We start from the raw sequence: 13,545 nt of genomic DNA, 5'->3' as shown, positions 1-13,545 counted from the left end.
TCTCCCACGTTCCGCACCGCGTGACTCGGTGCATGAGTGCGATCGTAGCGCCGACGTGCGACAGCGCCGACAGGCGTGCCGCCGGACCTGCTCATGCTGCCCTTGCCGTCGGTGTGCGGGGCGCGTGCCAGAGCATCGCGGCCGCCACCAGCAGGCCGAACACGGCCAGCAGCGGCAGCCCGAGCTCGGGTTCGAGCACCGATCGCGCGACCCCGCCGATCACCGGGACGCTCAGCGTCGGCTCCCACGCCTGCGCGCCGACGATGTGCTCCGCCGCGAGCGCTGGGCCGTCGGCATCCGCCGACGCGACGATCGCCCACTGGCCGTCCGGGAGGTGGGTGATCTCGATCACCCGCTGCGTGACGAGCTGGGGTGCGCCGGCGGTGGGGAGGCTGATGACGTCGCCGGGGCGCAGCTCCTCGGTGGCCAACGGCGTCGAGATGACGAGGTCGCCGACGGCGAACGCGGGCCGCATGGCGTCCGACGCGATCACCGACGTGTGCGCCAGTCCTGCGAGCGCGGCGCCCCAGAGGACGGCGGTGGTCGCGGCCACGATCCCGCTGAGGGCGAGCAGGGCGATGGCGATGCGCCGGATGGCGACCACGGCCCCTCCCTTCCGTCGGACGGTCGTGCTGCGGCGAGGCTATGACCGGCGCCTCAAGGAGCCGACGTGCAGGGCACAGGGGTCGCTTGAGGTTCCCTCAGGACATGCCGTGCACGACGTGCCAGACTTCTCGGCATGCCTCTCGTCGCGCTCACCGGCGGCATCGCCTCCGGCAAGTCCACGATCGCAGCCCGGCTCGCGGAGCACGGCGCGGTCGTCGTCGATGCCGACGCGGTCGTGCGCGAGCTGCAGCAGCCCGGGATGCCCGTGCTCGCGGCGATCGCCGAGGCCTTCGGCGACGAGCTGCTGCGGCCGGACGGGTCGCTGGATCGCGCCGCCCTCGGTGCGGTCGTCTTCGCCGACGAGCGCGCTCGGCACGCGCTGAACGCCATCGTGCATCCCGCTGTCGCGGCGGAGTCGGCTCGCCGCTTCCGGGCGGCGCTCGACGCCGATCCGCGCGCGGTGGTGGTCTACGACGTCCCGCTGCTCGTCGAGGCGCGACCCGACGACCCATGGGACCTCGTCGTGGTGGCGCATGCGCCCGAGGAGACCAGGGTGCAGCGGCTCGTCGAGCTGCGCGGCATGACCGAGGCGGATGCGCGCGCCCGCGTCGCGTCGCAGGCGAGCGACGAGCGCAGGCTCGCGATCGCGGATGCCGTGGTCGAGACCGGCGGCGACCTCCGGGTCACGCTCGCCCAGACGGACGCGCTCTGGGAGCGCCTCTCCAGCCAGGATGTGGGCGGCCGCTCGTAGGCTGGAGCCATGCAACCGACCCGTGCCGTCCGGCCGTTCGAGGTCATCAGCGAGTACACCCCGTCCGGCGACCAGCCCAAGGCCATCCGCGAGCTGAGCGAGGCGCTCGGCCGCGGCGAGACCGACGTGGTGCTGCTCGGCGCGACCGGCACGGGCAAGAGCGCCACCACGGCGTGGCTCGTCGAGCAGGTGCAGCGGCCCACGCTCGTGCTCGCGCACAACAAGACGCTCGCCGCGCAGCTCGCGAACGAGTTCCGCGAGCTGCTGCCCAACAACGCCGTCGAGTACTTCGTCTCGTACTACGACTACTACCAGCCCGAGGCGTACATCCCGCAGACCGACACCTTCATCGAGAAGGACTCATCGCTCAACGCCGAGGTCGAGCGGCTGCGGCACTCCGCGACGAACGCGCTGCTCTCGCGCCGCGACGTCGTGGTGGTCTCGACCGTCTCGTGCATCTACGGTCTCGGCACGCCCGAGGAGTACCTCGAGGCGATGATCGCGCTGCAGGTCGGCATGCGCATCGACCGGCAGGCGCTGCTGCGCCGCTTCGTCTCGATGCAGTACCAGCGCAACGACGTCGCGTTCACGCGCGGCACCTTCCGCGTGCGGGGCGACACGATCGAGATCATCCCGATGTACGAGGAGCACGCGATCCGCATCGAGCTCTTCGGTGACGAGATCGAGGCCATCACGACGCTCCACCCGCTCACCGGCGAGGTGCTGCAGACGCACGAGTCCGTCTCGATCTTCCCCGGCAGCCACTACGTCGCGGGCAACGAGCGCATGCAGCGGGCGATGGACCGCATCCGCGACGAGCTCGACGAGCGCCTCAAGCAGCTCGAGCGCGAGGGCAAGCTCCTCGAGGCGCAGCGGCTGCGGATGCGGACGACCTTCGACCTCGAGATGATGGAGCAGATCGGCTTCTGCTCCGGCATCGAGAACTACTCGCGCCACATCGACGGCCGCGAGGCGGGCGAGCCGCCGCACTGCCTGCTCGACTACTTCGCCGACGACTTCCTCGTCGTGATCGACGAGTCCCACGTCACGGTGCCGCAGATCGGCGCCATGTACGAGGGCGACGCGAGCCGCAAGCGGTCGCTCGTCGAGCACGGGTTCCGACTCCCGAGCGCGCTCGACAACCGACCGCTCAAGTTCGACGAGTTCCTCGAGCGCACGCCGCAGAAGGTCTACCTGTCGGCGACCCCCGGCAAGTACGAGATGGGCCTCGCCAGCTCGGTCGTCGAGCAGATCATCCGCCCGACCGGGCTCGTCGACCCGAAGCTCGTGGTGAAGCCGACGAAGGGGCAGATCGACGACCTGCTCGAGGAGATCCGCGTGCGAGCGGAGCGCGACGAGCGGGTGCTCGTGACGACGCTCACGAAGAAGATGGCGGAGGAGCTCACCGAGTACTTCACCGAGGCCGGCGTGCGGGTGCGCTACCTCCACTCCGACGTCGACACCCTCCGCCGGGTCGAGCTGCTGACGCAGCTGCGGCAGGGGCTGTTCGACGTGCTCGTCGGCATCAACCTGCTGCGCGAGGGCCTCGACCTGCCCGAGGTCTCGCTCGTGTCGATCCTCGACGCCGACAAGGAGGGCTTCCTGCGCTCCTCGACCTCGCTCATCCAGACCATCGGGCGCGCGGCGCGCAACGTCTCCGGCGAGGTGCACATGTACGCCGACCGGATCACCGACTCGATGCGCCTCGCGATCGACGAGACCGACCGCCGTCGAGCCGTGCAGGTCGCGTACAACCTCGAGCACGGCATCGACCCCACGCCGCTGCGCCGCCGCATCGCCGACATCACCGAGGTGCTCTCGCGCGAGCAGGCAGACACCGACGAGCTGCTGCAGGGCAGCCGCAGAGGCGCGCCCACGCCCAGGCTCGCTCGCGACCGCTCCGCGATGGACGGACCGACGCAGCTCGAGTCGATCATCGCCGACCTCACCGCGCAGATGACGGAGGCGGCGGGGGAGCTGAAGTTCGAGCTCGCCGCGCGCATCCGCGACGAGCTGCACGACCTGAAGCGCGACCTGCGCCAGATGCGTCAGGCCAGTTAGAGCGGGGGCCCTTTCGGGCCCCCGCCTGGCCTGACGCCGAGGCCCGTCCCGGGCCGAGGAGGCGAGCTGAGCGCGGGCGATCTCGGGCGACCCTGCGATGATGCCCTCCAACAGGAGGACCGCAGCATGCCCACCATCGACCTCAACGCCGATCTCGGCGAGAACGAGCCCGACCGGGTCGTGAGCGACGACGCGGCGATGCTGCGCGTCGTGACGAGCGCCAACGTCTCGTGCGGCTTCCACGCCGGCACGCCGGAGGGCATCCGCTCGACGCTCGCGGCCGCCGTCGCCGCCGGCGTGACGATCGGCGCGCATCCCGGCTACCGCGACCCGGAGGGCTTCGGCCGGCGCCCGATGGACGTCGACTCGGCGACGCTGCAGGCCCACGTCGAGTACCAGCTCGGCGCGCTCGACGCGCTCGCCCGCGCTGTCGGCGGCACCGTCGCGTACGTGAAGCCGCACGGTGCGCTGTACAACGCGATCGCGCGCGACGAGCGGCAGGCGAAGGACGTCGTCGCCGCGATCCGCGCGATCAGTCCCTCGCTCGTGCTGCTCGGGCTCGCGGGCGGCGCCGCGCTCGACGTCGCCGAGCGCGCGGGGCTCACCATCGCGGCGGAGGCCTTCGCCGACCGGGCGTACACGCCGGAGGGCACGCTCGTCCCGCGCAGCGAGCCTGGCTCCGTGCTGCACGACCCTGTGCTGGTCGCCGCGCGAATGGTGCGGCTCGCCGAGGAGGGCGTGCTCGAGGCCGTCGACGGGAGCGACGTCGCGGTGCGCGCGCAGTCGATCTGCGTCCACGGCGACAGCGCAGGGGCGGTCGCGATGGCGCAGGCGACGCGCGCGACGCTCGAGGCGGCCGGCGTGACGATCGCGCCATTCGCAGGGCCGACCGGATGACGCGGATCCTGTCCGCTGCCGACACGGCGCTGCTCGTCGAGGCCGCCGACCTGCAGGAGGCCATGCGGCTGCTGCCCGCGCTTCGCGAGGCCCGGCTGCCCGGCGTGACAGAGCTCGTGCCGGCGGCCCGCACCGTCCTCGTGCGCTTCGATCCGCTCAGCATCGACGCGGCCGCGCTCGCCGCGCTCGTGGGTGCCGTCGAACCGGCTGTTGCCCCCGCCGCGAGCGGCGAGGTGGCGACGATCCCGGTGCGGTACGACGGCCAGGACCTCGCGGAGGTGGCGGCGCTGCTGGACGTCTCGCCGGCCGAGGTGGTCGCACGGCACGCGGCAGCGACCTGGACGGTCGCCTTCACGGGCTACGCGCCCGGCTTCGCCTACCTCGTCGGCGACGACCCGCTCTTCGACGTGCCGCGCCGCCGCTCGCCGCGCACGCGCATCCCGGCGGGCTCGGTCGGGCTCGCGGGCCGCTTCTCGGGCGTCTACCCGCGCGAGAGCCCGGGCGGCTGGCAGCTGATCGGCCGCACCGACGCTCCGCTGTGGGATCTCGCGCGGCCCCAGCCCGCGCTGCTCGCGCCGGGCGCGACCGTGCGCTTCGAGCGCGTTGAGCGCGAGCTCGTGGACCTGCCTCCCGTCGCGCCGCGTGCGCGGCAGCCGGTCGTGGACGCTCACGCGCTCGAGGTCGTGCGACCCGGCATGCAGCTGCTCGTGCAGGACCTCGGCAGACCGGGTCTGGCCGCGCAGGGTGTCGGCGCCTCCGGCACCGCCGACCGGGCCGCGCTCCGCGAGGCGAACCGCGCGGTCGGCAACGCGCCCGGCGAGGCTGGCCTCGAGCTCGGGGGCGGCGGCGCGGTGCTGCGCTTCCGCGGCCCCGCCGTCGTCGCCCTCACCGGCGCGCTCGTGGACGCGTCGCTGCAGGGCGCGGCTGGCGGGCCGGCCGTCGATGCCGCGCGGATCGATGCCGCGGGGATCGATCCCGTGCCCGTCGAGCACGGCCACGCCGTGGCCGTCGACGACGGCGACGAGCTCCGGATCGGCGCGGTGCGCGACGGCGTCCGCGCGGTCCTGGCGGTGCGGGGCGGCTTCGCGCTCGAGCCCGTGCTCGGCAGCCTCGCGACCGACACGCTCGCGCACCTCGGCCCCTCGCCGCTCGCCGCCGGCGACGTGCTGCCGCTGCGCGGCCCGGCCGCCGGCATCGCCGCGGTCGAGCGCACGCGGGCGCCGCGCATCCCGCTGCCGCGAGCGGGGGAGGAGGTCGAGCTCGACATCGTGCTCGGCCCGCGCACAGCGTGGTTCACCGACGCGGCGCTGCGCGCGCTGACCGAGCAGCCGTGGACGGTGACCGCGCGCGCCGATCGCGTCGGCGCCCGCCTGGAGGGCGCGACGCCGCTGGATCGCGCGCTCGACGGCGAGCTCGACAGCGAGGGCGCGGTGACCGGGGCGATCCAGGTGCCGCCCGACGGCCAGCCCGTGCTGTTCCTGCCCGACCGCCCGCTCACGGGCGGCTACCCCGTCATCGCGGCGGTCGTCGACCGGCACCTCGACCTCGCGGGCCAGCTGCCGCCGGGCGCTCGCATCCGCTTCCGCGTCGCCGACGCCGCACCGATCGACCGGACACCGACCGGAGGGACACCGTGGAGACGATCCTGATCGCCAACCGCGGGGAGATCGCCGTGCGCATCGTGCGCGCCTGCGCGGAGGCGGGCTACCGCTCGGTCGCCGTCTACGCCGACCAGGATGCCGACGCCATGCACGTGCGGCACGCCGACGACGCGGTCGCCCTGCCCGGCACGACCGCCGCCGAGACGTACCTCAGCATCGATGCGCTGCTCGCCGCGGCCCGCACCGCCGGCGCCGACGCGGTGCACCCGGGGTACGGCTTCCTCTCCGAGAGCGCGGCGTTCGCCCGCGCCGTCGAGGCGGCAGGGCTCACCTGGATCGGCCCGACCCCCGAGAGCATCGAGGCGCTCGGCGACAAGGTGACGGCGCGGCGCATCGCGCAGGAGGCGGGCGCACCGCTCGCCGCCGGCACCGACCGGCCGCTCGCCGACGCCGCCGAGGCCGTCGCGTTCGCCCGCGAGCACGGGCTGCCGGTGGTCGTGAAGGCCGCGTTCGGCGGCGGCGGCCGCGGCCTGAAGATCGCGCGCACGCTCGACGAGGTGCCGGATGCGTTCGCCTCGGCCACGCGCGAGGCCGTCGCGGCCTTCGGGCGCGGCGAGTGCTTCATCGAGCGCTTCCTCGAGCGCTCCCGGCACGTCGAGGTGCAGGTGCTCGGCGACGGCCGCGGCGCCGTGGTGGTCGTCGGCGACCGCGACTGCTCGCTGCAGCGTCGCAGGCAGAAGCTGGTCGAGGAGGCGCCGGCGCCCGGCCTCACCGACGCGCAGCGCACCCGCATCCACGCGGCGGCCCGCGACATCTGCGCGGCCGTGGCGTACCGCGGCGCCGGCACGGTCGAGTTCCTGCTCGGCGCCGACGGCACCATCGCGTTCCTCGAGGTCAACACCCGGCTGCAGGTCGAGCATCCGGTCACCGAGGCGGTCACGGGCGTCGACCTCGTGCGCGAGCAGCTGCGCATCGCCGAGGGCCTCGGCCCCTCGATCGCCTCGACGCCGGAGCCCGTCGGGCACGCGATCGAGCTGCGGCTGAACGCCGAGGACCCCGGCCGCGGCTTCCTGCCGAGCCCCGGCCGGATCACCGCGCTGCGGGCGCCGGGAGGTCCGGGCGTGCGCTGGGATGCCGGCGTGGAGGCGGGCGACGTGGTCGAGGCCGCGTTCGACTCGCTCATCGCGAAGCTGATCGTGCACGCCGCCGACCGCGACGCCGCGCTCCTGCGGTTGCGCCGCGCGCTCCGCGAGCTCGAGGTCACGGGCGTCGCCACGGTCGCGCCGCTCGGGAGCGCGCTGCTCGACGAGCCGGACTTCTCGACCGAGGGCTTCGCCGTCTCGACGCAGTGGATCGAGGCGGAGCTCATGCCGAGGCTCGAGCCGCAGCTGCGCGCCGCGCCGGCGACGGTTCGGGAGCTGCGCCGCATCGCCGTCGAGGTGAACGGCAGGCGGGTCGTGCTGGGCCTGCCGGATGCACTGCTCGCGCTCGCCGCCGGCGCGCATCCCGGCGGCGCGCATCCTGGCGGTGCGCATCCTGCCGGCGCGCATCCCGGCGGTGCCGAGCCGACCGGCGCCGTGGAGGCCGCGCCGCCGGATGCGTCGGCGCTCCGCACGCCCATGCCGGGAACGGTCGTCCGGTGGCTCGTGTCCGACGGCGACGAGGTCGTGGAGGGCGAGGAGGTCGTCGTGCTCGACGCCATGAAGATGGAGACGCGCGTGGCCGCGCACCGTGCCGGCAGGCTCGAGCGGCTCGTCGAGCAGGGCGCGAGCGTCGCGGTCGACGAGGTCATCGCGCGCATCGGCGGCTGAAGCGGAGCGAGCACTGCAGCCGGGCGAGCGCTGAGCCGTGGGCGAACGCGCGGGACTCGTGTGGGTGGCCGCTCGTAGACTCTTCAGGTGACGACCACGACCCCCACGACCACCTCGGGCACCGCCTCGGGCACCGCCTCGGGCACGGCAGAGCTGCACGTCCGCGGCGCCCGCGAGCACAACCTCAAGGACGTCGACCTGCGCATCCCGCGCGACTCGCTCGTGGTGTTCACGGGGCTCTCCGGCTCCGGCAAGTCGTCGCTCGCGTTCGACACGATCTTCGCCGAGGGCCAGCGCCGCTACGTCGAGTCGCTCTCCGCCTACGCGCGCCAGTTCCTCGGCCAGGTCGACCGGCCCGACGTCGACTTCATCGAGGGCCTGAGCCCCGCGGTGTCGATCGACCAGAAGTCGACGAACCGCAACCCGCGGTCGACGGTCGGCACGATCACCGAGGTGCACGACTACATGCGCCTGCTGTGGGCCCGCATCGGCGTGCCGCACTGCCCCGTGTGCGGCGAGCGCATCCAGCGCCAGACCGTGCAGCAGATCGCCGACGAGCTCATGGGCCTGCCCGAGCGCACCCGCTTCCAGATCCTCGCGCCGGTCGTGCAGCAGAAGAAGGGCGAGTTCGCCGACCTGCTGCGCAACCTCGTCGCGACCGGCTACTCGCGCGCCGTCATCGACGGCGAGCTCACGCAGCTCGCCGACGCGCCCGCGCTCAAGAAGCAGGTCAAGCACGACATCGCGGTCGTGATCGACCGGATGGTGGCCGACCCCGGCATGCTGTCGCGCCTCACCGACTCGCTCGAGACGGGGCTGCGGCTCGCCGACGGTCTGGTGACGATCGACTACGTCGACCTCGACGACGACGCCGACGACCGCCGGCGCATCTTCAGCGAGAAGCTGTCGTGCCCGAACCGGCACCCCGTCGCGCTCACCGAGATCGAGCCCCGTACCTTCTCGTTCAACGCGCCGTTCGGCGCCTGCCCGGAGTGCACGGGCATCGGCACGCGCATGGCGGCCGACCCCGAGCTCGTGATCGCCGACGAGTCGCTCTCGATCCGCGAGGGCGCCGTCCTGCCGTGGACGCAGTCCGGGAAGGGCCTCTACACGTACTTCGAGCGGCTGCTCGCAGGCCTCGCGAGCGAGCTGGGCTTCTCGCTCGACACCCCGTGGAGCGAGCTCGACGCCGACGTGCGCCGCGTGATCCTGCACGGCACCGAGGGCAACGTCATGGTGCAGTGGCGCAACCGCTACGGCCGCCAGCTGCGGTACGCCTCGGGCTACGAGGGCGTCATGCCCTACATCCAGCGCAAGCACGCCGAGGCCGACAGCGACTGGGTGCGCTCGAAGCACGGCGAGTACCTGCGCGAGGTGCCGTGCCCCGAGTGCGGCGGCGCGCGCCTGCGGCCCGAGGTGCTGAGCGTGCTCGTCCACGGCAGCTCGATCGCGACGGTCTCCGACCTGAGCCTCGAGGAGGCGCACGCGTTCATGCACCACCTCGACCTCGACGAGCGCGAGGCGACGATCGCCGCCGCCGTGCTGCGCGAGATCCGCGCGCGGCTCGACTTCCTCATCCGCGTCGGGCTCGGCTACCTGTCGCTCTCGCGCGCGGCCGCGACCCTCTCGGGCGGCGAGGCGCAGCGCATCCGCCTCGCCACCCAGATCGGCGCGGGCCTCACCGGTGTGCTCTACGTGCTCGACGAGCCCTCGATCGGCCTCCACCAGCGCGACAACCGCAAGCTCATCGGCACGCTCGAGGCGCTCCGCGACCTCGGCAACACGCTCATCGTCGTCGAGCACGACGAGGACACCATCCGCACGGCCGACTGGATCGTCGACATCGGCCCGGGCGCGGGAGAGCAGGGCGGCGAGGTCGTGCACTCCGGCAGCTACGAGGCGCTGCTCGAGCACCCGACGTCGCTGACCGGCGCCTACCTGTCGGGGCGCGAGACGATCCCGACGCCCGCCGTGCGGCGACCCGTCGACCCCGATCGGATGCTGCGGGTCGAGGGTGCGCGCGCCAACAACCTGCAGAACGTCTCGGTCGACATCCCGCTCGGCGTCTTCGTCGCCGTCACCGGCGTCTCCGGCTCCGGCAAGTCGACGCTCGTCAACGACATCCTCCACAAGGTGCTCGCGAACGCGCTCAACGGAGCGCGGCAGGTGCCGGCCAAGCACACGCGCGTCACCGGGCTCGGCCACCTCGACAAGGTCATCCACGTCGACCAGGGGCCGATCGGCCGCACCCCCCGCTCCAACCCCGCGACGTACACGGGCGTGTTCGACAAGATCCGCAACCTGTTCGCCGAGACGGCCGAGGCGAAGGCCCGCGGCTACCTCGCGGGGCGCTTCTCGTTCAACGTCAAGGGCGGGCGCTGCGAGGCGTGCCAGGGCGACGGCACGCTGAAGATCGAGATGAACTTCCTGCCCGACGTCTACGTCGAGTGCGAGGTGTGCCACGGCGCGCGCTACAACCGCGACACGCTCTCGGTGCACTACAAGGGCAAGTCGATCGCCGAGGTGCTGCAGATGCCGATCGAGGAGGCCGCCGACTTCTTCGCGCCCATCTCGTCGATCCACCGCTACCTCAAGACGCTCGTCGACGTCGGCCTCGGCTACGTGCGGCTCGGCCAGTCGGCGACGACGCTCTCGGGCGGCGAGGCGCAGCGCGTGAAGCTCGCGACCGAGCTGCAGCGTCGCACCTCGGGTCGAGCGATCTACGTGCTCGACGAGCCCACCACCGGCCTGCACTTCGACGACGTGCGCAAGCTGCTCGAGGTGCTCGACGGCCTGGTCGAGAAGGGCAACACCGTGCTCACGATCGAGCACTCGCTCGACGTCATCAAGTCGGCCGACTGGGTCATCGACCTCGGCCCCGAGGGCGGCTCCGGCGGCGGCACGATCGTCGCGACCGGCACCCCTGAGGAGGTGGCGGAGGTGCCCGAGAGCCACACGGGCGGGTTCCTGAAGGAGATCCTCGGCGCCGGCGTGCGATGAGCGGCGCAGGCGCCTCCCGGCCGGGCGCCTCGCGCCCGCCCGCGTCCAGGACCGTCTCCTACAAGCCGGCGCCCGGCACGATCCCCACCGCTCCGGGCGTCTACCGGTTCCGCGACGAGCACGAGCGCGTGCTCTACGTCGGCAAGGCGAAGAACCTGCGCCAGCGGCTCTCCAACTACTTCCAGCCGCTCGAGGCGCTGCACGAGCGCACCCGCCGCATGGTGCTCACCGCCGTGCGCGTGGAGTGGACGATCGTCGCGACCGAGTTCGAGGCGCTGCAGCTCGAGTTCACCTGGATCAAGGAATACGAGCCGCCGTTCAACGTCCAGTTCCGCGACGACAAGTCGTACCCATACCTGGCCGTCACGATGGGCGACGACGTGCCGCGCGCGCTCATCACGCGCAACCGCGGCATCCGCGGCGCCCGCTACTTCGGGCCCTACACGAAGGTGTGGGCGATCCGCGAGACGCTCGACCTGCTGCTCAAGGCGTTCCCCATGCGCTCGTGCAGCCAGTCGATCTACGACCGCGCGGAGCGCACCGGCAGGCCGTGCCTGCTCGGCGACATCGGCAAGTGCTCCGCGCCGTGCGTCGGCCGGGTCACGTTCGAGGAGCACCGGGCGACCGCCAACGACCTCGTGACGTTCATGAACGGCGGCGACCAGGAGTTCGTCGACCGCGTGCGCGAGCAGATGCAGCGGGCGAGCGCGCGGCTCGAGTTCGAGCGCGCCGCTCGGCTGCGCGACCAGCTCTCCGCCCTCGAGACGGTGCTGTCGCGCACGAGCGTCGTGCTCGCCGACGGCGTCGACGCCGACGTCTTCGGGCTCGTGCACGACGAGCTGAGCGCGGCGGTGCACCTGTTCGCCGTGCGCGGCGGGCGCATCCGCGGCACCAAGTCGTGGGTCGTCGACACCGAGATCGACCTGACCGACGGCGAGCTCGCCACGCAGGTGCTGCGCATCGCCTACGACGGCGGCGACCCGCCGGCGCGGGAGGTGCTGCTGCCGAAGCAGCCCGACAGCGTGCCGGAGGTCGAGGCGTGGCTCGCCGACCGCCGCGCCGACCACGGGCTCAGCGGCCGCGTCGCCGTGCGCGTGCCGCAGCGCGGCGAGAAGCGCCGCCTCGCCGACTCCGCCGCGGTCAACGCCGCGCACGCGCTGCAGGTGTCGCGCACGAAGCGCACGAGCGACTACGTCACGCGGTCGCAGGCGCTCGCCGACCTGCAGGAGGCGCTCGGCATGACCGAGGCGCCGCTCCGCATCGAGTGCTTCGACGTGTCGCACCTCGGCGGCACCGGCGTGGTCGCGTCGATGGTCGTCTTCGAGGACGGCCTGCCGCGCAAGGACCAGTACCGCAAGTTCGCGATCGCGCAGACGACCGACGACACCGACTCGATCTTCCAGGTGATGACGCGCAGGGCGCGGTACCTGGTCGAGGGCGACCCCGAGGACACCGGCTCGCGCTTCGCGTACACGCCTCAGCTGCTGCTCGTCGACGGCGGCAAGCCGCAGGTGCAGGCGGCGCAGCGCGCGCTCGACGAGGCCGGCGTGCGCGGCGTCGCACTTGCGGGCATCGCGAAGCGGCTCGAGGAGCTGTGGCTGCCGGGGGAGGAGTTCCCGGTGATCCTGCCGCGATCGAGCGAGGCGCTCTACCTCGTACAGCGGCTGCGCGACGAGGCGCACCGCGTCGCGATCGGCTACCAGCGGCAGAAGCGCTCGAGCGCGATCGAGTCGCAGCTCAGCGGCATCCCCGGGCTCGGCCCCAATCGCGTGCGGGCGCTGCTGAAGCACTTCGGCTCCGCGAAGCGCGTGCGCGAGGCCGGTCCGGAGCAGCTGCGCGAGGTCGCCGGCGTCGGCCCAGCGCTCGCCGAGGCCATCGCTCGGGCGCTGGGCTCCGAGCCGAGCCAGGCCGATACGATGGAGGGAGCAGCCCAGCGACAGGAACCGGAAGCGTGAACGCCAGAGAGATCGTCATCATCACCGGCATGTCCGGCGCAGGGCGCACGACGGTCGCCAACGCGCTCGAGGATCTCGGCTGGTTCGTCGTCGACAACCTGCCGCCGACCATGCTGAGGGCGCTCGTGCGCACCGCGGGCGCGGCCGCGTCGACCGAGCCCAAGCTCGCGATCGTCGTCGACGTGCGCGGCGGCGCGCTCTTCGACGACGCGAAGCGCTTCGTCGAGATGCTCCGCAACGAGCAGAGCGTGCGCGTGCTGTTCCTGGAGGCGAGCGACGCCGAGCTCGTGCGCCGCTACGAGCAGGTGCGCCGGCCGCACCCGCTGCAGGGCGACGGCACGATCCTCGACGGCATCCGCATGGAGCGCACCCGGCTCGAGCCGCTGCGCGGCATGGCCGACGACCTGCTCGACACCACGGGCCTCAACCCGCACCAGCTGACGACGCGCGTCGGCGAGCGCTTCGCGCCCGGCGGTGAGCTCGAGGTGACCCTCACGGTGATGAGCTTCGGCTTCAAGTACGGGGTGCCGGTCGACGCCGACCTGATCGCCGACATGCGCTTCCTGCCGAACCCGTTCTGGGTGCCGGAGCTGCGCGGCCACGACGGCACCGAGGCCGTCGTCTCGGACTACGTGCTCGAGCAGCGCGGGGCGAGCGAGTTCGCCGACCGCTATCTCGAGGCGCTCGCGCCCGTGCTCGACGGGTTCGCGCGCGAGAACAAGCTGCACGCCGTGCTCGGCGTGGGATGCACCGGCGGGAAGCACCGCTCGGTCGCGATGGCCGAGCACCTGGCGAAGCGCCTCTCCGGCAGGCACGGACTGCGGGTCGCGGTGAAGCACCGGGACCTGGGGCGCGAATGACGA

The 13,545-nt window shown here is 73.0% G+C and carries 9 protein-coding genes; 8 read left to right on the top strand and 1 reads right to left on the bottom strand.

Annotation, left to right across the window (positions count from 1 at the left end):
• Positions 1-91 precede the first annotated feature (91 nt).
• On the bottom strand, positions 92-604 hold the full coding sequence (locus ACLQ21_RS02395; protein ID WP_425661085.1) for a hypothetical protein: 513 nt from the start codon (positions 602-604) through the stop codon (positions 92-94).
• Positions 605-739: 135 nt separating this feature from the next.
• On the opposite strand from ACLQ21_RS02395, the gene coaE reads away from it, so the two are divergent.
• The 8 genes from coaE to rapZ all read left to right on the top strand — a co-directional run bounded on the left by coaE (position 740) and on the right by rapZ (position 13,542).
• On the top strand, positions 740-1,357 hold the full coding sequence (gene coaE, locus ACLQ21_RS02390; protein WP_425661083.1) for a dephospho-CoA kinase: 618 nt from the start codon (positions 740-742) through the stop codon (positions 1,355-1,357).
• Between the two features lie 9 nt (positions 1,358-1,366).
• Positions 1,367-3,418: an excinuclease ABC subunit UvrB gene (gene uvrB / locus ACLQ21_RS02385; protein ID WP_425661081.1), complete on the top strand. Its 2,052-nt coding sequence runs from the start codon at positions 1,367-1,369 to the stop codon at positions 3,416-3,418.
• A gap of 126 nt (positions 3,419-3,544) precedes the next feature.
• Entirely contained in the window at positions 3,545-4,315 is a 771-nt protein-coding gene (locus tag ACLQ21_RS02380; RefSeq protein ID WP_425661079.1) for a LamB/YcsF family protein, read from the top strand.
• Entirely contained in the window at positions 4,312-5,964 is a 1,653-nt protein-coding gene (locus ACLQ21_RS02375) for a carboxyltransferase domain-containing protein (RefSeq protein WP_425661077.1), read from the top strand. Before ACLQ21_RS02380 ends, ACLQ21_RS02375 begins: the two co-directional genes overlap by 4 nt.
• Positions 5,949-7,727 (top strand): acetyl/propionyl/methylcrotonyl-CoA carboxylase subunit alpha, encoded by a 1,779-nt coding sequence (locus ACLQ21_RS02370; protein ID WP_425661075.1) that lies wholly within the window; start codon positions 5,949-5,951, stop codon positions 7,725-7,727. Before ACLQ21_RS02375 ends, ACLQ21_RS02370 begins: the two co-directional genes overlap by 16 nt.
• An 87-nt stretch (positions 7,728-7,814) precedes the next feature.
• Entirely contained in the window at positions 7,815-10,727 is a 2,913-nt protein-coding gene (gene uvrA / locus ACLQ21_RS02365) for an excinuclease ABC subunit UvrA (protein WP_425661073.1), read from the top strand.
• Positions 10,724-12,682 carry an excinuclease ABC subunit UvrC gene (uvrC, locus tag ACLQ21_RS02360; RefSeq protein WP_425661071.1) on the top strand — a complete coding sequence of 653 codons (1,959 nt, stop codon included), beginning with the start codon at positions 10,724-10,726 and terminating at the stop codon, positions 12,680-12,682. Before uvrA ends, uvrC begins: the two co-directional genes overlap by 4 nt.
• On the top strand, positions 12,679-13,542 hold the full coding sequence (gene rapZ / locus ACLQ21_RS02355; RefSeq protein ID WP_425661069.1) for an RNase adapter RapZ: 864 nt from the start codon (positions 12,679-12,681) through the stop codon (positions 13,540-13,542). Before uvrC ends, rapZ begins: the two co-directional genes overlap by 4 nt.
• Positions 13,543-13,545: the final 3 nt, after the last annotated feature.

It is taken from the genome of Agrococcus sp. DT81.2 (assembly GCF_049844935.1).
GTDB lineage: Bacteria > Actinomycetota > Actinomycetes > Actinomycetales > Microbacteriaceae > Agrococcus.
This window is presented reverse-complemented; position numbering and strand designations above follow the sequence as displayed.

What these genes read in the sequence shown, in the direction of transcription:
- coaE (WP_425661083.1), top strand. Translation starts at nt 740, where the DNA reads ATGCCTCTCGTCGCGCTCACCGGCGGCATCGCCTCCGGCAAGTCCACG.
- uvrB (WP_425661081.1), top strand. Translation starts at nt 1,367, where the DNA reads ATGCAACCGACCCGTGCCGTCCGGCCGTTCGAGGTCATCAGCGAGTAC.
- ACLQ21_RS02380 (WP_425661079.1), top strand. Translation starts at nt 3,545, where the DNA reads ATGCCCACCATCGACCTCAACGCCGATCTCGGCGAGAACGAGCCCGAC.
- ACLQ21_RS02375 (WP_425661077.1), top strand. Translation starts at nt 4,312, where the DNA reads ATGACGCGGATCCTGTCCGCTGCCGACACGGCGCTGCTCGTCGAGGCC.
- uvrC (WP_425661071.1), top strand. Translation starts at nt 10,724, where the DNA reads ATGAGCGGCGCAGGCGCCTCCCGGCCGGGCGCCTCGCGCCCGCCCGCG.